This window comes from Streptomyces cavernae (genome assembly GCF_004023625.1).
Lineage (GTDB): Bacteria > Actinomycetota > Actinomycetes > Streptomycetales > Streptomycetaceae > Streptomyces > Streptomyces cavernae.
The window spans coordinates 84703-105779 of sequence record NZ_RPDJ01000001.1 but is presented as its reverse complement, the minus strand read 5'-3'; the positions used below and the strand labels follow the sequence as shown (position 1 = coordinate 105779).

Annotated in this window: 17 protein-coding genes; 6 read left to right on the top strand and 11 right to left on the bottom strand. The window is 73.2% G+C overall.

Annotated elements, in window-relative coordinates; genetic code table 11:
- Entirely contained in the window at window positions 1–786 is a 786-nt protein-coding gene (locus EF387_RS10405; protein WP_128376231.1) for an MBL fold metallo-hydrolase, read from the bottom strand.
- Between the two features lie 384 nt (window positions 787–1170).
- On the opposite strand from EF387_RS10405, the gene EF387_RS10400 reads away from it, so the two are divergent.
- Window positions 1171–1995, top strand: a complete 825-nt coding sequence (locus EF387_RS10400; RefSeq protein ID WP_128376230.1) for an alpha/beta fold hydrolase — start codon at window positions 1171–1173, stop codon at window positions 1993–1995.
- Between the two features lie 104 nt (window positions 1996–2099).
- Here the strand turns inward: EF387_RS10400 and EF387_RS10395 are convergent, their stop codons facing one another.
- The gene (locus tag EF387_RS10395) at window positions 2100–2753 is read right to left on the bottom strand and encodes a phosphoribosyltransferase (protein WP_128376229.1); all 654 of its coding nucleotides are present in this window, start codon (window positions 2751–2753) and stop codon (window positions 2100–2102) included.
- A 175-nt stretch (window positions 2754–2928) separates the two neighbouring features.
- Between EF387_RS10395 and EF387_RS10390 the strand changes: the two genes are divergently transcribed.
- On the top strand, window positions 2929–3381 hold the full coding sequence (locus tag EF387_RS10390; RefSeq protein WP_128376228.1) for a YbhB/YbcL family Raf kinase inhibitor-like protein: 453 nt from the start codon (window positions 2929–2931) through the stop codon (window positions 3379–3381).
- A gap of 227 nt (window positions 3382–3608) precedes the next feature.
- On the opposite strand, the gene EF387_RS10385 is transcribed toward EF387_RS10390, so the two are convergent.
- Window positions 3609–4286 (bottom strand): dienelactone hydrolase family protein, encoded by a 678-nt coding sequence (locus tag EF387_RS10385; RefSeq protein ID WP_128376227.1) that lies wholly within the window; start codon window positions 4284–4286, stop codon window positions 3609–3611.
- A 401-nt stretch (window positions 4287–4687) separates the two neighbouring features.
- Here EF387_RS10385 and EF387_RS10375 point away from each other — a divergent pair, with 401 nt between their 5' ends.
- Window positions 4688–5299, top strand: coding sequence for an aldo/keto reductase (locus tag EF387_RS10375; protein WP_128376226.1), 612 nt, complete (start codon window positions 4688–4690; stop codon window positions 5297–5299).
- 256 nt (window positions 5300–5555) lie between these two features.
- On the opposite strand, the gene EF387_RS10370 is transcribed toward EF387_RS10375, so the two are convergent.
- Together EF387_RS10370 and EF387_RS10365 are read right to left on the bottom strand one after the other, a co-directional pair.
- Window positions 5556–6155 (bottom strand): Rv1733c family protein, encoded by a 600-nt coding sequence (locus tag EF387_RS10370; RefSeq protein WP_238431432.1) that lies wholly within the window; start codon window positions 6153–6155, stop codon window positions 5556–5558.
- Between the two features lie 115 nt (window positions 6156–6270).
- Window positions 6271–7086 carry a DUF427 domain-containing protein gene (locus EF387_RS10365; RefSeq protein WP_128376225.1) on the bottom strand — a complete coding sequence of 272 codons (816 nt, stop codon included), beginning with the start codon at window positions 7084–7086 and terminating at the stop codon, window positions 6271–6273.
- Between the two features lie 344 nt (window positions 7087–7430).
- Here EF387_RS10365 and EF387_RS10360 point away from each other — a divergent pair, with 344 nt between their 5' ends.
- The 3 genes from EF387_RS10360 to EF387_RS10350 are packed head-to-tail and all read left to right on the top strand — an operon-like array spanning window position 7431 to window position 14748.
- Entirely contained in the window at window positions 7431–9248 is a 1818-nt protein-coding gene (locus EF387_RS10360; protein ID WP_238431431.1) for a TIGR02677 family protein, read from the top strand.
- A complete protein-coding gene (locus EF387_RS10355) occupies window positions 9245–10636 on the top strand; it encodes a TIGR02678 family protein (protein ID WP_202918194.1) in 1392 nt (463 codons plus the stop codon). The genes EF387_RS10360 and EF387_RS10355 overlap by 4 nt, the downstream gene beginning before the upstream one ends.
- On the top strand, window positions 10636–14748 hold the full coding sequence (locus EF387_RS10350; RefSeq protein ID WP_128376224.1) for a TIGR02680 family protein: 4113 nt from the start codon (window positions 10636–10638) through the stop codon (window positions 14746–14748). The genes EF387_RS10355 and EF387_RS10350 overlap by 1 nt, the downstream gene beginning before the upstream one ends.
- A gap of 66 nt (window positions 14749–14814) precedes the next feature.
- On the opposite strand, the gene hypE is transcribed toward EF387_RS10350, so the two are convergent.
- From hypE to hypA, 6 genes are all read right to left on the bottom strand, one after another.
- Window positions 14815–15804, bottom strand: coding sequence for a hydrogenase expression/formation protein HypE (gene hypE / locus EF387_RS10345; RefSeq protein WP_128376574.1), 990 nt, complete (start codon window positions 15802–15804; stop codon window positions 14815–14817).
- A 121-nt stretch (window positions 15805–15925) separates the two neighbouring features.
- Complete coding sequence (gene hypD / locus EF387_RS10340) at window positions 15926–17029, bottom strand: hydrogenase formation protein HypD (RefSeq protein WP_128376223.1); 1104 nt, start codon at window positions 17027–17029, stop codon at window positions 15926–15928.
- Complete coding sequence (locus EF387_RS10335) at window positions 17026–17322, bottom strand: HypC/HybG/HupF family hydrogenase formation chaperone (RefSeq protein WP_128376222.1); 297 nt, start codon at window positions 17320–17322, stop codon at window positions 17026–17028. Before EF387_RS10335 ends, hypD begins: the two co-directional genes overlap by 4 nt.
- A gap of 52 nt (window positions 17323–17374) precedes the next feature.
- A complete protein-coding gene (hypF, locus tag EF387_RS10330) occupies window positions 17375–19759 on the bottom strand; it encodes a carbamoyltransferase HypF (protein WP_128376221.1) in 2385 nt (794 codons plus the stop codon).
- Window positions 19756–20640: a hydrogenase nickel incorporation protein HypB gene (hypB, locus tag EF387_RS10325; protein WP_128376220.1), complete on the bottom strand. Its 885-nt coding sequence runs from the start codon at window positions 20638–20640 to the stop codon at window positions 19756–19758. The genes hypF and hypB overlap by 4 nt, the downstream gene beginning before the upstream one ends.
- Window positions 20640–20993 (bottom strand): hydrogenase maturation nickel metallochaperone HypA, encoded by a 354-nt coding sequence (gene hypA / locus EF387_RS10320; protein ID WP_128376219.1) that lies wholly within the window; start codon window positions 20991–20993, stop codon window positions 20640–20642. The genes hypB and hypA overlap by 1 nt, the downstream gene beginning before the upstream one ends.
- Between the last annotated feature and the right edge of the window lie 84 nt (window positions 20994–21077).

The following is a 21077-nucleotide window of genomic DNA, read 5'->3' as shown; positions in this document are numbered from 1 at the left end:
CTACGCGCCCGACCGCGCCTTCTCGTACAGGTCCGGGTCATGGGCGTTGACGATCATCAGGTCGGGGTCCGTGCGCCGGTACAGCTCGGCCAGCCGGGCGTGGTTGTCGCGGACCTGCTGCGGGTCGTACGCGACGAACCGCTCCATACAGCGGAGGGATCCCGGCACGGGGGTGCGCCCGTCGAGTGTGCCGTGGTGGTAGAAGGAGTCGCCGGCGTGCAGGATCCACCGGCTGCCGGCGTCCACCGCGACACAGGCGTGGCCCCGGGTGTGACCGGGCAGGGAGATCAGCACGACCCCCGGGGCGATGCCGTCCAGCTCCCTGGCCGCCGCGAAGCCCCGCCACTTCTCGCCCTCCGGGCCGTACTCGACGAGCTTCGGGCCGTGGGCCCACTGCACCGACCGGAAACGGAAGCGTTCCCGGCGGGACGGGCCGTGGACCGCCCCGAGCGCCTCGGCCGCGGTGACGTGGACCTGGGCCCCGGGGAAGTCGGACAGGCCGCCGATGTGGTCCGCGTCGAAATGCGTAAGGACGACGTGCCGTACGTCGTCCCGGCGGAAGCCGAGCTTCTCGACCTGGCGGGCTGCGGTTTCCTCGTCGTCAAGGACCGGCCTGATCAAGTGGCGCGTCGGACCGAGACGTCTCCGGGGGTCGGCCACGTCCTGGAGACCGTACCCGGAGTCCACGAGCACCAGACCGGAGTCCGCTTCGATCAGGAGGACGTGGCAGACCAGCCGGAGTCCCGGAGGACGCATGGTGCCGCAGTTGAGGTGATGGACCTTCACGCCCGCAGTATGCCGTCACGCGGGCGGGGCGGGGAGCCGTTTGCCGTCACGCGGCGGGGCGGGGATCCGCATGCGGTCCGCGGTGGGTCGGCGAGCCGTACGCCGCCATGCGCGCTTGCGCTCGGTCGAACGGCAGCGGTACGCCCCGCGGGCGGCACCCGCGTCGGCCGCGGCCTCACCGTCTCCCCCGGCGGCCCCGTCCACCACCCGATTACGGCCGTCGGTCCGCCCGCCGCGGGACCAGCTACGTTCACCGTGCGCAATCGGAACACTGGAGGGAAACTGGAGGGAAATACGGGGGAAACATGATGCTTATGGGATCGGTCGACCGCCCAGGTTCGGGAAGCTGCCAGGTCTGAGCGCCGGCCGAGCGTCGTAACGGAGATGAGTACCACGAGCATTCCGTTGCAGGGAATCCGCCTGATCCTTCCGTGGCTGGTCACGCTACGTGGCGCGGCACTGGAGACCGGGTGGGTCACCATGCGGCTGGCGGGACTGCCCTGGGAACTGGCCGTGCGCGGCGCGCGCGAGGTCGCCGAGTGGTTCGGGGCGGGTGCGCGGATCCTCCCACCGGTCGACTGCGACGGTACGCAGGGCATGCCGGTGCTGTTCGTCCACGGTCTGGCCGACCGGGCCTCGATCTTCGCCCGGCTCCAGAACGGGCTGCGGGACTGCAGCGCCGGACCGTTCGTCACCGTCACCTACAACGCGTTCAACCCGGACATCCCCACGGCCGCCAAGGCACTGGGCGAGCAGGTCGAGCGGGCACGGGAACTCTCCGGCGGGCGCCCCGTGTGCGTGGTCGGACACAGCCTGGGCGGACTGATCGTGCGCTACTACGTACAGCGGCTCGGCGGTGACGCCCATGTGCCGCTGGCGATCACCCTGGCCACACCGCACACCGGCACCGCGATCGCGCTGTGGGCCCTTCCGCATCCGCTGCTGCGCCAACTCCGCCCGGGCAGCCCGCTGTTGACGGACCTCGCGGGGCCCTCCCCGAGTTGCCGCACCAGGTTCATCTCCTTCTACAGCGACCTCGACGAGGCCGTCATCCCCACCAGCAGAGGCCGCCTCGACCACCCTGACCTGCGGGCCCGCAACATCCTCGTACACGGTGTGGGACATCTGATGCTGCCCCTGGACCGCACCGTCATCGACGAGATACGACGCGTGCTCGACGAGAGCGCCGCGATACCGGTGGCGGTCTGACGGCGGCCCTCTCTGACGTCGATGACGTCGGTCTGACCGCTCTGAACACTCCCATCCTGAAATCTCCCATCGCTCTGAGCGGTCTGATCCGTCTCGATACGGATTCACACGGCGGACCGGACCTCGCGCAGCGCCCTGATCACCTCGTCGTCCGGGACCTGAGCGAAGTCGGTGTACCACTCGCCGACGGAGCTGAGGCGTTCCGGCAGGTGCACGCAGATGACGTCGTCGGCCTCCTCCCGCAGCGCCCGGACGGCCTCGGGACTGCCGACCGGCACCGCGAGGACCAACTGCCGCGGACCCTGCCGCCGCAGATGGCGCAGGGCTGCGCGCGCGGTGCCGCCGGTGGCCAGCCCGTCGTCGACGAGCACCACGCTGCGGCCCGCCACCCGCGGCGGGGGGCTCCCGCTGCGGTAGAGCGCCTCACGGCGGTGCAGTTCGAGCCGTTCCCGGGCCACGTCGGACCCGAGCCGGTCCTCGGACAGATGCAGGGCCTGCAGTGCCAGACGGTCGAACACCGGCGGGTCTTCCCCGACGATGGCCCCGATGCCGACCTCGGGGGCGCCGGGGACGCCTATCTTGCGGGCCACCACGACGTCCAGCGGTACGTGGAGGGCCTTGGCGATCTCCGCGGCGACGGGTACACCGCCCCGCGGCAGGGCCAGTACGACGATGTCGGTGAGATCTCCGTCGCCGGCCCACTGGAGAAGTCGTTCGGCGAGTTCCTGCCCGGCTTGCCGGCGGTTCTCGAAACGCACGGGTATCGCCCTCTTCCCAACGCGACTTTCGGAAGCGGGGTGGTGGGGTGGGCCCTTCCGCCCGTCGACCGTGTACCCCCGGCTCCTGCGGCGATGCACTCACCGGTTCCCGCGTACGCGGAAGCCCTCCCCCCGGACCCGGCATACCCCGCCTGACCAGGGGTACTCCGAGCGCATGGCCGGTATCGATCTCAAGAGCAGCGCATTCAGCGACAACTCCTTCCTACCGCGCCGTCACGCGCTGGAGGGGGAGAACGTCTCGCCTCCGCTCACATGGTCGGGGGCCCCGGACGACGCGGCGGAACTCGTCCTGCTGTGCGAGGACCCGGACGCCCCGTCGGGCACCTTCGTGCACTGGATCGTCGTGGGCATCGACCCGCACAGCGAGGGCGTGGCCGCGGGCCAGGATCCGCCGCGCGGCACCGGGCTCGTCAACGGCTTCGGGCAGCGCGGCTGGGGCGGACCCCATCCGCCGCCCGGCGACGAGGCACACCACTATGTGTTCCGCCTCTACGCGCTGGCGGAGCCGTGTGTCCTGCCCGACTCACCCAGCGCCGAGGAGGTGCACCGGACCGTGGCGGAGCGCGAGATCGCCAGCGGCGACCTCGTAGGCCTGTACCACCGCTAGCCAGTGCCCCAGCAGGCAACACCCGTCCCGCCGACGCGGGGAGTCTCCGCCGAGGCAGAGCGCTTCCGGTCACCCGACGCGGAGGTCCGCCGACGCGGAGGCTCCCGGGCCCGCCGACGCGGAGGCCCCCGGTGCGACGACATCAAGGCCCCTGGTCCGCCGGCACCAAGGCCCCTGGTCCGCCGACGCGCAGAGGCCTCTGGCCCGTCGGCGCGGAGGCCCTCAGCTCACCATCGTCGCTCCTCGGCGGCGTGTCGCAGCGCCTTCAGGCGCTCATCGCACCACTCCTTGGCCGTCGCGGCGACCTGTTCCAGCGCGCCCGGCTCTTCGAACAGGTGAGTGGCTCCCGGCACCACGCGGAGCGAGTGCGGGGCCCATAGCTGCCTGGCGGCCACCTGGTTCAGGCGCAACACCTCCGGGTCCCGGCCGCCGACGATGAGCAGGACGGGTGTCCGGACCCGGCTCAGGGCGTCGTGGGCGAGGTCCGGCCGACCGCCGCGGGAGATCACGGTCAGCACCCGGTGGTTGCGTTCGGCCGCGGCCACCAGGGCCGCCGCCGCTCCGGTGCTGGCGCCGAACAGGACCACCTGCAGCCCCCGGGTCTCGGGCTGCACCTCCAGCCAGTCGATGGCGGCCACCAGACGACGCCCCAGGAGGGGTATGTCGAATCGGTACTCGGCCGTCAGCGTGTCCCTGGGCTCCTCCTGCTCGCTCAGCAGATCCATCAGAAGCGTGCCGAATCCGCCGGTGCGGAGTTCGGCGGCGACCATGCGGTTGCGCGGGCTGAGCCGGGAACTGCCGCTGCCGTGCGCGAACAGCACGACCGCGCGGGCCGGCGTGGGCACCACGAGGTCCCCCGTGAGCACCACGCCGTCGGCGGGCACGGTAACCATCTGGGAGATCATCGGCATCATCCTCTTCCTCGGGGCGCCGGCCGGGTGCGCCGTGCGGTCACCGCGCACGGGCACGCCGGTGGGTGCACCCTGTCCGTCGATGCGGACGTCGCTACGGACGTCGGTACAGACGTCGCTACGGACGTCGCTACGGACGTCGGTACAGACGTCGGTACAGACGTCGATCCGCACGTCGATGTACGTCACTCCGCACGTCGACGCGTTCAGTCCTTCGTGCCGCGTACCCGGTCTGCGGGAATACGACCGCGCTCACCTGGAATTGGGTCGGTGAGACCGAGCCGGTTCGCGTTGACGCCGGCCTGGAACCGTGAGTCGGCCTCGAGCGCGGACATCAACTCTGCGACGCGCCTGCGGTAGGTCCGCACGGACATGCCTGCGGCGCGAGACCGACGTTGTCGATCGCGACCAAGGTCGGCCCGCTGTTCGGACCGGACGGCCGTCCCGGGGACCAGGCCGGCCCGGAGCAGCTTCGTGGGCTGCTGCTGGAGGATCTGCGCGCCCTCGGACTGGACCGGTTCGACCTCGTCTACCTGCGGGTCGGCGGGATGGGCGGACCGGGCGGCGAGAGCGTGGCCGACCGGTTCGCGGTACTGGCCGAACTGCGCGAGGAAGGTCTGATCCGCCACCTCGGCATCAGCAACGTCGATGTGGCGCAACTCGACGAGGCACTGGGCGTCGCGCCGGTGGTCGCGGTGCAGAACCACTACCACGTGCATCACCATGATGACGCCGCCGTGCTCGCACGCTGCGCGGAACGCGGCATCGCCTACGTACCGTTCTTTCCGCTCGGTGGCGGCAACGATCCGATCGAGCACACCCGCCTCGCGCAGGTCGCCGGGAGGCACGACGCGACGGCCGCGCAGGTCGCCCTCGCCTGGTTGCTCGCGACCTCACCGAACATCCTGGCCATCCCCGGCACCGGCTCGCCCGCACATCTCGCCGAGAACATCGCCGCGGCCGGCCTGCGCCTCGACGCCGCCGACCTCGCCGAACTGACGGCCTGACGCACCGCACCGGCCGACGGCCCGTCGGCTCACGCCCCGGCCCGCCCACGGGCCGGGGCGACGGCCGCCGCTCAGGACGACTATTGCGACGCAGTACTCACGGTGCGGCGCGTACTACACGCCACAGAGGTGCAGCGCAGCGCCTACCGCACGCACAGACACGGTGCGGCGCAGCGCCTACCGCACGCACATTCACGGTGCGGCGCGGGGCTACACGCACAAGACGCGGTGCGCCGCCGCTGCCGCCGGTGATCGTTCAGCCGGTCTTCCGGCCCCAGCGGGTGTCCATGCGCTGCCAGTCCTCGTCCCACTGGGTCATGCGCCGTCGTTCCAGGCACCCACGTGCGCCGCTGGCGCCGGCCCACACCAGGCCACCCGTGGCGACCGCGGCCAGACCGCCAAGCAGGCTCGCCTCCAGCAGGGCTTCCCCGGGCTGCAGCGGCTGCGTCGCCGGGGAGTCTCCGTCGACCCAGAGGCTGATCCGGGTGCCGACCGTGGTGTCGGCCGCCACCTGGGTGCTCGCCGTGTGCACGGCGCCGTCCCGGCCCGTCCACCGGACCGTGGCCCACACCCGGTCGTCGGCCACCATACGGTCGGACGCTTCGCTCCCGATCTCCTTGGGGCCCTTGACGACCGTGGCCGCGACCTCCTGCCGCTCGGCGCGCTGCCGGTCGAAGGACCGGTCCGCCGCGACCGCTGTCAACAGCCCGGCCAGGACGCCGCCGAGCACCGCCAGGACCCAGGCCAGCAACAGGACCCACGCCTCCACCAGGTCGCTGCGCCTCCTGAGCGGGCTGCGCCGCCACCGCCACAGTCCCAGTGCGGCGAGTCGCCTCTTCGACTGTGTCTTCGCCATCGGCCGACACCCCCTACGAGCACCAACCGTCGCCACCTCCAGTGTGCGCCGCCCGGCGCCGCCCCGCGCCTTCGGGCATCCACCTGCCCGGTACGTGATCCGCCATGGACACCGTTCACCGTTCCCGCGGAGTGGACAGGGTCCTGGTGAACCAGGTCACCGGTCGCGGCAGGCGTTCACCGTCCACGATGATGTCGACGGCCTCGTTGTAGAACGCCATGTGCCCCTGGATCGGTGTCACCGCCCGAAGTGGTTCGGGATAGCTCCAGAGGACGTTCGCGGGGACGGATCCGCCGGCCGTCCAGGACCAGTACCGGGCGGTTCCCTTGTAGGGGCAGCCGGTGGCATGGTCGGTGGCGGTGAACAGATCGAGGCGGACGTCCCCGGGCGGAACGTAGTAGCGGGTGGGCAGGCCGGTCTCGAAAAGCAGGACGGGATGGTGCGTGTCCGCGACGATCACCCCGTCGATCTCGACCTGGACGTGCCGGCTGCTGGGCAGGGCGTCCACGCGTTTGTGGGGGTCACGGGGATGGATGAAGATCTCCTCGTCCTCCTCGTACCAGTGGTCCAGGCCCCTGCCGCTGCGCCGGAACCATTCGAACGCGATATGTCCCGACAAATCACCGACCGGGAACGTCCAGGCCACGTTCGGCATCAGTTCACCGCCGACCTCGAGGTCGTAGAAGACCTGTGAGCCGGTGTGCGTGCCGATGTGCGGTCGCCGCGCAGGGCGCAGCAGCTCATGGCGGACTTCGTCGCGCGGGAAGGCGTACTGCGGCACCGGCAGTTCCGGTTCCCAGACGAGAACCGGGTGTCGGCTGTCGACGACGGTGACGTCTCCCTTGCGGCCGCGTACCCAGCGCTCGCTGGGCTCCCAGACGATGCCCTCGGGGGTCGTCCTGACGTTGCGTTCCGTGGCGAACACGCTCATCGGCGGGCTCCTTCGTGCGGTCGGGTGTCGTACGCGCCCAAGACCACTGGGCCTGCGTCGCCGGAGACCCACGAGGCCTTCTTCAAGGTGCCGGGACCTTCACGCTATGCCGCCGCGCGGCCGATGACACGCGGTACCCGAACGTGCCTTGAACTAGCCCCGGAACACCCCAGCCGCACCCCTCAGTCACCGCACACGCCGACCGGCCGGGGTTCGCACCTAAGCTCTTGCGGCTCGCGGACCCCGCCGAGCGCCCCGGACCGGCCGGAACACGCCGATCGTTTTTCGTCTTCCGGCGGAATCGGCCTGCCTCGCCGAAACCTGCCCGTACCCTGGTCGGGGTCATGAACGAGGCAGGGGGCGGCGAAGTCGGAGTGGAGCAGGGCGTGCAGGTTCCGGCCGACATGTTCCGGTGCACCACGGGCGAGCGGGCGCCGCTGTACAGCGCGGTCCTGCAAGCCTTCGGTGCGGCGAACGAGCATCGGGTGACGACGCTGACGCCGGACGAGGTGCGTCGGCGGCTGCGGGACGTGGGGTGGTGCGACGCCGTCACGGACGACGACCTCCTTGCGGCGCTGCGGCAGTTGCACGAGTGGCGGCTGCTGGACGCCACCCAGGCCCCCCGGCGGCACCACTGGGATACGGGCACGGCGGAAGAGCACGAGCGGTCCCCCGTGCGGTACTCCCTCACCCGCCACGATGCGGCGGCCTTCGCCGGGGTGCGGCACACGCTGACCGTCCTCACCTCCTCCGGCGCCGTGCAGACAGCGCTCCTCGACGCGATCGCCGACCGGCTGACGGCACTGGCGGACCTGCCGGCCACCCCGGCCACGGACGGCCACGCTCCGGCCGTTGCCGGCCCCGTCGCTCCGGTCGCTCCCGTCGGCCCCGGCCCCACCGGCCCCGGCTCCGCCGACCCCAACGACCCCGGCCCCGACAGCCCCGCCGGCCCCGTAGGCTGCGGATCCCTCGCCCCCGCCGCTCCCGCCGACCCCGGCGCCGCCGACCACCGGATCTTCACCACACTCCAGGAGTTGGAGGGGCATCTGGCCGCTCTGGACTCCAACACCAGCCAGTTCAACGGCGAGTTGCAGCACCTGCTGCAGGGCGACGGCAGCGACGGCAGCAACGCCACGGACCTGACCGCCTTCCGCGAGGTCAAGGCGGCCACCGTGGCGTATCTGCTGGAGTTCCTCGGTCACCTCGACCGGCGCGCGCGCGCCGTCGCGGGCGCGGTGGCCCCGCTCGAGGAACTGGATGTGGCCACCCCTCACCGGCGGGCGCCGGCCGGCGCGGAACTGCCGCCACGGGCGGACGGCGACTCGGGGCCCGCCTGGATCCGGGCAGGGCGCGAGCACTGGGAGACGCTGCGCGCGTGGTTCCTCCCCGAGGACGGCACGCCGGCCCGGGTGGAGGAGCTGCACCATGCGGCCCTGCGGGCGATCCTGACACTGCTGCAGGTGCTCGACCGGATCACCCGGACCCGGCACAGAACGCCCGGTGCGGCGGAGGACTTCCGCGAACTGGCACGCTGGTTCGCCGCCGTCCCCTCGGAGGACGACGCGCACCGGCTGTGGGCCACCGCCTTCGGGCTCGGCAGCGCCCGCCACGCCCACCTCACGCACGCCGACCCCGAGACGGTGCCGCCGTCGACGAGCTGGCGCGAGGCCCCGCCGGTCGAGGTGTCGGCGCTGCTGCGCTCCAGCGGTCGTACGGAACGGTTCACCAGGACCGGCCGGGTGCGGGACGTGACGGCGGTGAAGGCCGCCCGGGCCGAGCGGGCCCGGGCCGAACGGGCGGAGCTGGAGGCGGCCTGGGAACTGCTTCGCACCACCGCGCCGATACGGCTGTCGTCCTTCGCCCAGCTGGACCACCGGGTGTTCGAGCGGCTTCTCGACCTCCTCGGCCGGGCCCTCGCGGTGAGCCCCGACGCGTCGGGGCTCAGACGCGCCGTCACCGGGGACGGCTGGATGGAGGTGGTGCTCGGCCCGCCCAGCACCACCGGGCAGGCGGTCCTGCACACCAGCGAGGGACGTCTGACCGCCCCGGACTACGTCGTCGAGATCCGCCGTGCGGGCGACGCGTCGCACCGGCCCGGGGACTCCGACGGCCTCGGCGGCGGCTCGCAGACCCGCCTCGTCCGGGGCCGGGTGGCGGGATGAGCAACCTCGCCAACCAACTCGTCGTCGCCGAGCGCGAGGAGGTGGCGCGCGGTATCCGTCTGCTGCTGGCCCGTCCACTGCTCCGGGAGCAGGACGACCCGGCCGCCTTCGACGTGGTGCGCCGCCGCCGCGAACCGCTGACGCGCTGGTTCGACTACACACTGGGCTGGTCCCTGGTGGTCGAGCCGCGTCAGGGCCACGCCCGCCTGGCCAAGGTGCGCGCCTACGGGACCGGGGCCGACGGCGACCGTCCGGCGCGGCGTCCGAGCGCGGGAGCGGCACCCCTGGACCGCCGCCGCTATGTGCTGCTGTGCGTGGTCTGCGCCGAACTGCTGTCCGCGTCGGGGGTGACGACGGTGGGACTGATCGCCGACCGGGTGGCGCGGGCCCTGGCCGCCGACGACGCGCTGCCCGCGCTCGACCCGGCACAGCGTGCCGACCGCACGGCCTTCGTGGACGTCCTGCGCCTCCTCGAGTCGTACGGGGCGATCAAACCCGTCGACGGGTCCAGCGAGTCGTACACGGAGTCACCCGACGCGAAGGTGCTGTACCGGGTGGAGCCCGAGGTGCTGACGGGTCTGCTCGCGGCGCCGGGCAGCCCGTCCCGGGTCGCCGCCGCCACCGGGACCACCCCGGAGACGGTGCCCGCCCGCTTCGAGGAACTGCTGGCCGCGCTGACGGCGGAACGTCGCTACGGGACCACGGAGGACGAGGTGTCGGCGGCCCGGCACACGCTGTGGCTGCGGCACACCGTGCTGCGGCGGCTTTTCGACGATCCGGTGGTGTACCGCGAGGAGCTGACGAAGGAGCAGCTGGAGTATGCCGTCTCGCCGCACGGTCGGCAGATGATGGGGCGCGCGGCCGAGCAGGCGGGGTTCGTCCTGGAGGAGCGCGCCGACGGCTGGCTGCTCGCCGATCCGGAGGCGGTCGCCACGGACGAGATGTTCCCGGACGACTCCTCCCCCGCCAAGATCGCCGCACTCCACGTGCTCGACGTGGTGACGGTGGCGCCCGACGGCTGCTCGGCGGCGCTGCTGGAGCGGGAGGCGGAGCGTCTGCTGGCCCGGTTCCCCGGCTGGGGCAGGGCGTACGACTCAGGGAACGGCGCCGCGCGGCTCGCCGAGGACGCCGTGCGGGTCCTGGTCCGCTTCGGGCTGGTGCGGCGTGCCACCGACGGCGACCTGGTCACCGCCCGTCCCGCCGCGGCCCGCTACCGCCTGTCGGGCGACGACCGGCCGGATCCCGCCGATCCGCACACCCGGACCGACCCGGATACCGGGACCGACCCGCATGCCCGGACCGACCCGGATACCGGGAACGACCCGGATACCGGGAACGGCCCACATGCCCGGACCGACCCGCACACACCGCAGAAAGGCACCTCCTGATGGCCGTGACCGAACTGACGGAGTTCCCCGCGCCGCGCGGCACGGGCGACGACGCGGGAACGGTCCGCTGGCGCCCGTCGCGGGCCGGCGTGCTCAACGTCTGGCGCTATTACGACGAGGTGTTCGCCTTCCACCGGGGCCGGCTGCTGCTGCGCGGCCCCAACGGCACCGGTAAGTCCAAGGCGCTGGAGGTGCTGCTGCCTTTCCTGTTCGACGGAAGTCTCAAGCCGCACCGGCTGTCCACGTTCGGCGGCAGCGAGCGCACCATGCACTGGAACCTGATGGGTGAGGGCGCCTCCGGTGTCACCCGGGTCGGTTATGTGTGGCTGGAGTTCCGCCTGGACCGGGGCGGTGCCACCCAGTGGTTCACCATCGGCGCGCGCCTGCAGGCCACGACGCGCACCACGTCCGTGGGCGCCGACTTCTTCACCTGCCACGCCCGCGTGGGGCACGGCGAACGGCTGTCGCTGCTCACGGACACGGGCAGGCCGCTGTCGGTCGCGGCGCTCAAGGAGACGCTGACGGGGCGGGGTGAGGTGCACGAGACGGCCGCCGACTACCGGACGGCGGTGCGGCAGACCCTCTTCCCCGGCCTGTCCGAGCAGCGTTACGACGCGCTGATCACCGCCCTGCTGCAGCTGCGCACCCCGAAGCTGTCCGAACGGCTCGACCCCTCGCTGCTGTCCACCCTGCTCTCGCGCGCCTTGCCCCAGCTGAACCGCGAGGAGATCTCCGAACTCGCCGATGGCTTCGAGCGGTTGGACCGGCAGCGTGAGGAGCTGGCGGCTTGGGACGAGCGGGTGGAGGCGGCCGGGAGACTCGCCCGGCGGCAGCGCTCGTACGCCCGGCGCGTCCTCAGCGGCAAGGCCTCGGAACTCATCGAAGCCACCGCGCGGCTGGAGGACCTCGGCCAGGCCGTGGGCGAGAGCGACGAGGCCTACCAGGCCGCTGTGGGCGAACGGGAGCGCACGACGGAGAAGCTGGCCGAGGTGGAGCGGCTCGCCGGGGAACTGCGGTCACGGATCGAGGTGCTGACGGAGTCGGAGGACTACGGCCAGGGCCGTGACCTGGACCGGCTGCGTCGCCAGGCCGACCGGGCGCGTGTGCTGGCCGAGGACCGCCGTGCCGCCGCGGGTGCGGCGCGGGCCGAGGCCGAGGAGGAGTCGGCGCGGGCCGCGCGGGCCCGGGACCTGGCGGCGGCGCAGCGCGGGGAGGCCCGTACCGCCGAGGAGGAGACCTGGCAGGCCGCGCGGGACGCCGGACTCGGCGCGGTCTGCACCGAACTGGCCGCCGCGCTCGAGGCGCAGGAGGACGGCCGCGCACGTCGGCTGGTGTCCGGGGCGGTACGCGGCCGGCTCGACCGGATCGCCGAGGTACGGGGCGCGGTGGCGGCCCATCGCGGCGCGGTGCGCGCACGCTCGGCCGCCGAGGAGGCTCTGGAGCAGGCGCGGACGGCGCTGGCCGAGGCGACCGCCCGGCACGGGGAGCGGACCGAGGCGTACGCGGAGACGGTCCGGGCACAGGCCACCCGGCTGCGGGAATGGGCGCGCGGCTGTACGGAGTTGCGTTTCGGCCCCGGAGAACCCGTCGGCGCGGAGGAGCTTGCGGCGCGGGCGGTGGACGGTACGGCGGTGCTGGCGCTCACCGAGGCCGCGGCACGGTCCGTCGAGCGGGAGTTGACCGCGGAGGAGACCGCCATCGGTCGGCGTCGGGAGGCTCTCGCCGAGGAACGCGCGCGTACCGCCGATGAGCTGGCGAGCCTGGAGCAGTCGGAGGAGCTGCCGCCGGAGCCCGCGCGGACCCGCACCGCCAGCCGTGCCGCGCTGCCCGGCGCACCGCTGTGGAAACTGGTGGTCTTCCGGGAGACCGTGTCCGCGGAGGAACAGGCCGCCGTGGAGGCCGCGTTGGAGGCGTCGGGGCTGCTCGACGCGTGGGTGGGCCCGTTCGGCGGACTCGTGGCCCCCGGGCACGACACGTTCGCCGAGCCGGAGTGGTCCGTGCGGCCGCTGACCGAGCGGAACCTCAGCGATGTACTGCGGCCCGAGCCGGACGCCCCCGTACCCGCCGAGCGGATCGGACGTCTGCTGTCGTCGATCGGGTACGGCGACACCCTGCCCCCCGGTCCGGCGGCGGCCGTCGGGGCGGACGGCACCTGGCGCCTGGCCGCCGCGACCGGCAGCTGGGCCAAGCCCGAGTCCGCGTACATCGGTGCCGCCGCGCGGCAGCGCGCCCGCCGTCGCCGTATCGACGAACTCCTCGCCCGGCTCGCGGAGTCGGACGCCGCGATCCGCGAGTGCGACAGCGCCCTCGGGCTGCTCGCCGACCGCCGCCGGGCCCAGGACCGGGAGCTGCGTGCCAGGCCCGACCACACCGCCGTGGCGGCCGCCCGGCGTGCGGTGGACCGCGCCGAGGCCGACACCGCCGCCCGCGACGACACCGTGCGCGCCACCGCGTCCGTCCTGGCCGACCGCGAGAGCGATGTGGCCCGTGCGCTGCGCGCCCTCGACTCGCTCGCCGCGGAGCACGGTCTGCCCACCGAGGACCAGGCTCTCGACGCCCTGGCCGAGCACGCGGAGACGCTGCGCGAGAGCGCGGGACAGTGGGTGCTGGCGTCCGTGCGGCTCGGCGCCCTCGCGGGGGCCGCAGCCGAGGCCGAGGAGCGGGCGGCGCGCGCCGCGCGGACGGCCGAGGACCGCGAGTCGCGTGCCGGGGAGGCAGACGCCGAACTGTGCTCGGCGACGGCCGCGCTGGAGGAGGCCGAACGCACCACGGCCACCCCCTACGAGGACGTGCTGACACGCATCGGAGAACTCCGCGCCGAACTGGGCCGGGCGGAGCAGGACGGGCAGGACCTGCGCGGGCGGCTGCTCGAACTCGCGGCGCGGATCGGCGCGTTGGACAGCCTGCGGGCGGCCGCTGCCGAGGACCGCGACGCCGGGGCCGCGCAGCGGGACTCGGCCGCCGGACGACTGCGCCGCTGCCTCGCGCTCGGCCTCGCCGACGACGCGCGGGCCGCCGATCTGCGGGTGCCGCCCGACGCGGAGGTGGCGGCCGTCGTGGAGGCTGCGCGGGCGATCGCCGCCCGCTGGCCCACCGTCCCGAACTCCGCCCAGGACATCGCGGAGGCGCTGGAGCGTCTCGCCGAGACCCGGTATGCCACCGCCCAGGCCCTCGGCGAGCGCGCCGACGTCCGGCTGGAGGCCACGGAGGACGTGCATCTGCTGACCGCGACCGTCGACGGGTCCCCGGTGGGTGCGGCGGGCCTGCTCGCCGCGCTCACCGAGGAACGCGACCGCGGCCGGGACGACATCACCGCCGGTGAACGGGGCCTGTTCGACCGGATCCTGACCGGGGACACCCGCCGCCGGCTCGCCGCGCGCATCCACCAGGCGGAGGAACTGGTCGACGCGATGAATGCCCGCCTGGAGCGGGTGCGTTCCACGTCCCGGCTCGCCGTGCAGTTGATCTGGGAGGTGGACCCCGCGCTGCCGCCCGCTACGCGGACGGCCCGCGACCTGCTGCTCAAGGACCCGGCCCGGCTCACCGACGCCGACCACGAGGCACTGCACCGCTTCTTCCGGGAACGCGTCGAGGAGGCCAGGGACGGTCAGCGGGCGGGCGGTTGGGAGGAGCAACTGGCCCAGGTGCTCGACTACACGGCCTGGCACCGGTTCGTTGTCAGCATCGACCGGGGGAACCCGGCGCGGTGGGGCGGCTCCCGGCCGGACGGCGGGCAGGGCCAGGGCTGGCAGTTGCTGACGAAGAAGCTGCACGGCGCGCTGTCCGGCGGTGAGAAAGCGATCGCGCTGCATCTGCCGCTGTTCGCCGCCGTGGCCGCGCACTACCACACGGTGCCCGAGGCGCCCCGGCTGATCCTGCTGGACGAGGTGTTCGTCGGTGTCGACGCCGCCAACCGCGGCCAGGTCTTCGCCCTGCTGTGCTCCCTCGACCTGGACCTGTTGCTCACCTCGGACCACGAGTGGTGCACCTACCGGGAACTGGACGGCATCGCCGTCCACCAGCTGATCACCGATGGACAGGACGACGCCGTCACCACCGCGCGTTTCGTGTGGGACGGCGCCGGGCTGCTCCCGGAGGACGTACCGGTGTGAGGACAGAGCCTGTGTCATGTCCCCGGCCGGGCGCACGCCGCCTGGCCGGGGACATGACACAGGCTCTCAGCAGATGCGCGGCAGTTGCTCGCCCAGCGGCAGGTCCACCACCCGGGTGCCGCCGAGCCCGGTGCGGGCGACGACCATCCCGGGGTGCTCGGTTACACAGGTTCCGATGACGGCGGCGCCCGCGCCCTGAGGATGGTCGTGCATCGCGGCGAGGACGGCGTCGGCGTGCTCGGGCGGCACGAAGGCCACCAGCCGGCCCTCGTTGGCCACGTACAGCGGGTCGAGGCCGAGGAAGCCGCAGGCAGCGGTCACGGAGTCGGGCACGGGGACGGCACTCTCGGTGAGGACGACACCGGTGCCGGAGGCGGCGGCGATCTCGCACAGGGAGGTGGCCAGGCCGCCCCGGGTGGGATCGCGCAGGACGTGCAGGTCCGGCGTGACGGCCAGCATCGCGGCGACCAGGCCGCCGAGCGGCGCGGTGTCGCTGACCACGTCCGAACCGAACTCCAGGCCCTCGCGGACACTCAGCACCGCCACGCCGTGGGCGCCGATGGGACCACTGACGATGATCACGTCGCCGGGCGTCGCCCGCTGCGGTCGGATGTCGACCCCGGGCGGGATCAGTCCGATGCCGGAGGTGTTGAGGTAGACACCGTCGCCGTGGCCGGACTCGACGACCTTGGTGTCACCGGTCGCCACGCGCACCCCGGCGGCGGAGGCGGCGGCGCCCACCGCCTGGGCGACCCGGCCCACCACGTCGAGGCGGACCCCCTCCTCCAGGATGAACGCCGTGGAGAGATAGGCCGCGCGGGCGCCGCTCATCGCGAGGTCGTTGACGGTGCCGTTGACGGCGAGGTCGCCGATGCTGCCGCCGGGGAAGAACAGCGGGCGTACGACGTAGGAGTCGGTGGTGAACGCCAGCCGGGCGCCGCCGAGTTGGACGGCGGCGGAGTCGGTGAGCGCGGCGAGGGTTTCGTTGCCGTAGGCGGGTGAGAAAAGGTGCTGCGTCAGTTCCGCGGAGAGCGCGCCGCCCCCGCCGTGACCCATGACGACCACGGGGTGGTCGCGCAGGGGCGCCGGGCAGGACCAGTTGGCGGGATCCACGACCGTGTCGATCACGCCGGTCCCGATCGCCGTGCCGCTCGCTCCGGCGCCGATCGCTCCGGTGTCAGCCAACGGGGGTCACCTCCAGTCGCCGGTACAGGTAGTACGCCGCGCAGGCCCCCTCGCTGGAGACCATCGTCGCGCCGAGCGGGGTGCGCGGCGTGCAGGTGCCGCCGAACGCGGGGCACTCGTTGGGTTTGATGAGGCCCTGGAGCACCTCACCGCTGCGGCAGTCGCAGGACTCCTCGGTGCGGACGTCACCGACGTCGAAGCGGTACTCGGCGTCGTACTCGCGGAAGGCGTCGGACAGCCGCCAGCCGCTGTCGGGGATGACGCCGATGCCGCGCCAGGCCCGGTCGGAGACCTCGAAGACCTCCTCGATCATGCGCAGTGCGGCGGGATTGCCCGCCTCGCGCACCGCGCGCGGGTAGGCGTTCTCCACCCGGTGTTCCCCGCGCTCCAGTTGACGGACCGTCCGGCGCACGCCCTCCAGGATGTCCAGCGGTTCGAACCCGGTGACCACGATCGGAACCCGGTGCCGCTCGGCGAGTCCCGGGTATTCGGCGGTGCCCATCACACTGCACACGTGGCCGGCCGCGAGGAAGGCCTGGACGCGGCATTCGGGCGCCCGCATGATCGCGTCGATGGCGGGAGGCACCCGCACGTGCGAGACGAGCAGGCTGAAGTTGCCGATGCCGAGGCGGCGGGCCTCGTGGACGGTCATCGCGTTGGCCGGGGCGGTGGTCTCGAATCCGATGCCGAAGAACACGACCTGCTTGTCCGGTTCGCGGCGGGCGATGGTCAGGGCGTCCAGCGGCGAGTAGACCACCCGCACGTCGCCGCCCTCGCCCTTGACGCGGAACAGGTCGCGGCCGGTGCCGGGCACCCGGAGCATGTCGCCGAAGGAGCAGAAGACCACGTCGGGGCGGGAGGCGATGGCCAGCGCCTTGTCGATCATCTCCAGCGGGGTCACGCACACCGGACAGCCGGGTCCGTGGATCAATTCGACCTCGTCCGGCAGGAGTTGGTCGATACCGTGGCGGATGATGGAGTGGGTCTGGCCGCCGCAGACCTCCATCATCGCCCACGGCCGGGTCACCGTCGCGTGGATCTCGTCCAGCAGTCGCCGGGCCAGCGCCGGGTCGTTGAACTCCTCCACGTACTTCATCGCACGCCCTCCTGCCCGGCGTTCCGCTCGGCCTCGGCGCGGGCCCAGGCGTCGCCGAACTCCTCTTCCAGCAGACCGAGTTGTTCGAACAGCTCCAGCGAGGCACGCGCCGACTCCTCGTCGAGCCGCTGGAGCGCGAAGCCGACGTGGACGATGACGTACTCGCCCACCTCGGCGTCCGGGACGTAGGCCAGGCACACGTCCTTGACCACCCCTCCGAAGTCGACCCGCGCCATGCGTGTGTCGTCCCGGTCCTCGATTCCGACCACCCGGCCGGGCACCGCCAGGCACATCAGCGTTCTCCTTGTCGTTGCGGAGTTGCGGATCCTTGCGCGTCGTCACGGGTCACGCGGCCGGCGTCCGGGCCGCCACGACGAGTTGGCCGAGCGCGAGTCCTCCGTCATTGGGGGGCACCCGGCGGTGGCGGAGCACCGTGAAGCCGTCGGCCGACAGAAGCCGCGCGCACTCGGCGTCGAGCAGGGCGTTGGCGAACACCCCGCCCGACAGCGCGGCCACCCGTACCCCGGTCTCCCGGCGGGCGCGCCGGCAGACCTCCGCTACGGCCGCCGCGACCGCCCGGTGGAAGCGGGCCGCGATCACGGGGACGGGCACTCCGCACCGCAGGTCCATGACGATCGCGGCGAGGGCCGGTCCCGGGTCGAGGCACCCGGCGAAGGAGTAGGCACCGGTCCGCTCCGGCCAGGCGAGGACGGCGGCGGCTTCCAGTTCGACCGCGGCCTGCGCCTCGTAGCCCGCCCGGTGGCAGATCCCGGTGAGCGAGGAGACCGCGTCGAAGAGCCGGCCCATGCTGGAGGTCGGCACACAGGCCGTGCCGCGGTCCAACTGCCGGTGCAGCAGCTGTAGTTCGTCCGGTGGGCAGGCGGCGACACAGGGCAGGTCCGGGTCCCAGGCGATGCGGGCGGCGCGCAGCCGGGCCAGCGCGGTGCGGCAGGGGTTGGCCACGCCCGCGTCACCGCCGGGCAGATGGGCGTACGGCACATGGGCGAAGCGGCGGTGGCCTTCGTAGCCGGCGATCAGTACCTCACCGCCCCAGATCGCCCCGTCGTCGCCGTAGCCGGTGCCGTCGAAGGCGACACCGATGACGCGCGTTCCGGGCTCCAGACCGCTCTCCGCCATGAGGGAGGCGATGTGGGCGTGGTGGTGCTGGACGAGCCGCAGCGTGCCGCCCGCCGAACGGGCCGCCCGGCGGGCCCAGCGGCTGGAGTGGTAGCCGGGGTGCCGGTCGGCCGCCAGCAGCTCCGGTGCGATCCCGGTCAGGGCGCGCAGCCGGTCCCCGGCGGCCTCGAAGGCACGCTGGGTGGCCAGGTCGCCCATGTCGCCGATGTGCGGGGAGAACCAGCCGGTGTCCGCGGCCCCCAGGCAAAGGGCGTTCTTCAGGTCGCCGCCCGCCGCGAGGACGGGGGGCACCGTGAAGGGCAGCGCCACCGGCTCCGGGACGTGGCCGCGCGACCGGCGCAGGACCACCTCGCCGCCGCCGTCGGGGCGGATCCGGACCACGGAGTCGTCGCAGGGCCCCTCGATGACCCGGTCGTGCCACAGCCACCCGTCGGCGATGCCGGCGAGCCGCCGCAGCGCCTCGGCGTCGTCGGTGACGATCGGCTCCCCGGAACGGTTGCCGCTGGTCATCACGAGCACCTGAGGGCCCGGCGGATCGCCGGGCAGCCCGAACAGCAGCCGGTGCAGTGGGGTGTAGGGCAGCATGACTCCGACGTCCGGGCTGCCCGGGCAGACCGCGTCGGCCAGTCCCGTAGCCGCGGCGCGCCGTCTCAGGAGCACGATCGGCCGCCGACGGCTAGTCAGGGCCGTCCGCTCCTCCGGGCCGACGTGTCCGAGCCGCTCGGCGTGCGCGAGGTCGGCGCACATGACGGCGAAGGGTTTACCGCCGCGCTCCTTGCGCTCGCGCAGGCCGGTGACGGCCCCGTCGTCGTCGGCGGCGCAGGCGAGGTGGTAGCCGCCGAGTCCCTTGACGGCCAGTACGGCTCCCTCGGCCAGCATCCGCCGTGCCCGGACGAGGGCGTCCTCCCCGGGCAGGGGGTGCTCGCCGGGGACGGTGAGCCGCAGCCGGGGCCCGCACTCGTGGCAGGCCACCGGCTGGGCGTGGAAACGGCGGTCGGCGGGGTCGGCGTACTCGGTGGCGCAGTCCCGGCACAGGGGATACGCGGCCATGGTGGTGGTCGCCCGGTCGTAGGGCAGGCCGGTGGAGATGGTGAAGCGGGGGCCGCAGTGCGTGCACGTGATGAAGGGGTGCCGGTGGCGGCGGTCCGCCGGGTCGACGAGTTCCCGCAGACAGTCCTCGCAGGTGGCGGTGTCGGGCGGGATGAGCGCCGGGCTCGTGCCGCCGCCCTCGGAGGCGTGGATGACGAAGCCGGGCGTGCCGAGGGCCGCGACGGTCTCGTACGTGATCTGCCGAACGTCCGCGAGGGGCGGTGGGCGCTCGTCGATGGCCCGGCAGAACTCCGCCACGGCCGCCTCGGAGCCCTCCACCTCCGCGACCACGCCTTCGGATCCGTTGCGCACATGGCCCGCGAGGTCCAGCTCCGCCGCCAGCCGGTGCACGAACGGCCGAAACCCAACGCCCTGCACGGTTCCCCGCACCGTCACGCGCCGTCGCACGGCCGCCCGGTCCGCCGTCGTCGTGGCGCCGGTGGCCGGATCGCCCGCGGCCGGTTCCTCGGTGATCGGGCCCTCGGTCGCCGCCGTCGAGGTCATGCGGTGCTGGGCTCGGGCGCGCGCTCGTGGCCGTGGTCGTGACCCGGACCATGGTCGTGGTCATGGCTGTGTGCCGGACCGTGGTCGGGGTCATGGCTGTGTGCCGGACCGTGGTCGGGGTCATGGCTGTGTGCCGGACCGTGGTCGGGGTCGGCGGAGTCGGGGCCGTGGTCGTGGCCGTGTTCCCGCAGGTGCTTCGCCGCGAGCAACGGAACGTGCGGTACGGCGCCGTCCGCGACCGTCAGGACCCGGTCGAGGAGTGTGTCGACGCCCTGCCCGGTGCGGGCCGAGGTGTGCAGGATCTCCACCCCGGGGTTGACGCGTTCCACCGCCGTGGTGAAGGCGGCGGCGTCGAATCCGACGGCGTCGGCGAGGTCGGTCTTGGTGAGCACCACGAGGTGCGCCGCGCCGAAGGCGGTCGGGTACTTCAGTGGTTTGTCCTCGCCCTCCGTCACCGACATCAGCGCCACCCGCAGCGTCTCGCCCAGGTCGTAGGAGGCGGGGCAGACGAGGTTCCCCACGTTCTCCACGAACAGCAGCCGCGTGCCGTCCGGGAGCCAGCCGTCGATGAGTGCGCGCACCTGCGCGGACTCGAGGTGGCACAGCCCACCGGTCAGCACCTGCTTGACGGGGGCTCCGGAGCGGGCGAGACGGCGGGCGTCGTTCTCGGTTGCCAGGTCGGCGGTGAGGGCGGCGACCGAGAGGCCGCGTTCCCTGGCCCGGCGCAGCACCAGTTCCAGCAGGGCGGTCTTGCCGCTGCCGGGGCTGGAGAGGAGATTGACGGCGGTCACCCGCCGCTCGGCCAGTTCAGCGCGGAGGTCGGCGGCCAGTCCGTCGTTCTTGGCGAGTACCGCCCGGCGTACGTCGACACTGCGGCACATCAGGGGCTCCCTGCCATTCGTACCTCCGCAAGTTCCAGTTCGCGTCCGGTGAGCAGCTCGGCCGCAGCGATGTCGCAGTGCGGGCACCACAGGTCGGGGGGCGAGCCGACCGCAAAGCGTGTGTCGCAGCCGCCGCAGCGGGCGTGGGCCGGTACCTCTTCGATGACGAGTTCGGCGCCGTCCAGTGCGGTGCCCTCGGCGACCAGTGAGAAGGAGAAGCGCAGGGCGTCCGGGACCACGCCCGACAGCTCGCCGATCCGCACGGTGACCCCGGCCACCGCTTCCGCCCCCTGCTCACGGGCGACGCCCGTGGCGCTCTCCACGACGGCGGCGGCGATCGACAGCTCGTGCATGGTCCGTCACGGTAGGGACGGCGGGCGGCCCGGTCCGGCACTCGGGCGCGCACCGGGGCCGTTTTCCCCCGGGCGGCGCAAGCG

Coding starts and splice junctions, on each gene's coding strand:
- EF387_RS10400 (WP_128376230.1), top strand. CDS start 1,171: ATGAGTACCACGAGCATTCCGTTGCAGGGAATCCGCCTGATCCTTCCG.
- EF387_RS10390 (WP_128376228.1), top strand. CDS start 2,929: ATGGCCGGTATCGATCTCAAGAGCAGCGCATTCAGCGACAACTCCTTC.
- EF387_RS10385 (WP_128376227.1), bottom strand. CDS start 4,286: ATGATCTCCCAGATGGTTACCGTGCCCGCCGACGGCGTGGTGCTCACG.
- EF387_RS10370 (WP_238431432.1), bottom strand. CDS start 6,155: ATGGCGAAGACACAGTCGAAGAGGCGACTCGCCGCACTGGGACTGTGG.
- EF387_RS10365 (WP_128376225.1), bottom strand. CDS start 7,086: ATGAGCGTGTTCGCCACGGAACGCAACGTCAGGACGACCCCCGAGGGC.
- EF387_RS10360 (WP_238431431.1), top strand. CDS start 7,431: ATGAACGAGGCAGGGGGCGGCGAAGTCGGAGTGGAGCAGGGCGTGCAG.
- EF387_RS10355 (WP_202918194.1), top strand. CDS start 9,245: ATGAGCAACCTCGCCAACCAACTCGTCGTCGCCGAGCGCGAGGAGGTG.
- EF387_RS10350 (WP_128376224.1), top strand. CDS start 10,636: ATGGCCGTGACCGAACTGACGGAGTTCCCCGCGCCGCGCGGCACGGGC.
- hypE (WP_128376574.1), bottom strand. CDS start 15,804: ATGGGTCACGGCGGGGGCGGCGCGCTCTCCGCGGAACTGACGCAGCAC.
- hypD (WP_128376223.1), bottom strand. CDS start 17,029: ATGAAGTACGTGGAGGAGTTCAACGACCCGGCGCTGGCCCGGCGACTG.
- EF387_RS10335 (WP_128376222.1), bottom strand. CDS start 17,322: ATGTGCCTGGCGGTGCCCGGCCGGGTGGTCGGAATCGAGGACCGGGAC.
- hypF (WP_128376221.1), bottom strand. CDS start 19,759: ATGACCTCGACGGCGGCGACCGAGGGCCCGATCACCGAGGAACCGGCC.
- hypB (WP_128376220.1), bottom strand. CDS start 20,640: ATGTGCCGCAGTGTCGACGTACGCCGGGCGGTACTCGCCAAGAACGAC.
- hypA (WP_128376219.1), bottom strand. CDS start 20,993: ATGCACGAGCTGTCGATCGCCGCCGCCGTCGTGGAGAGCGCCACGGGC.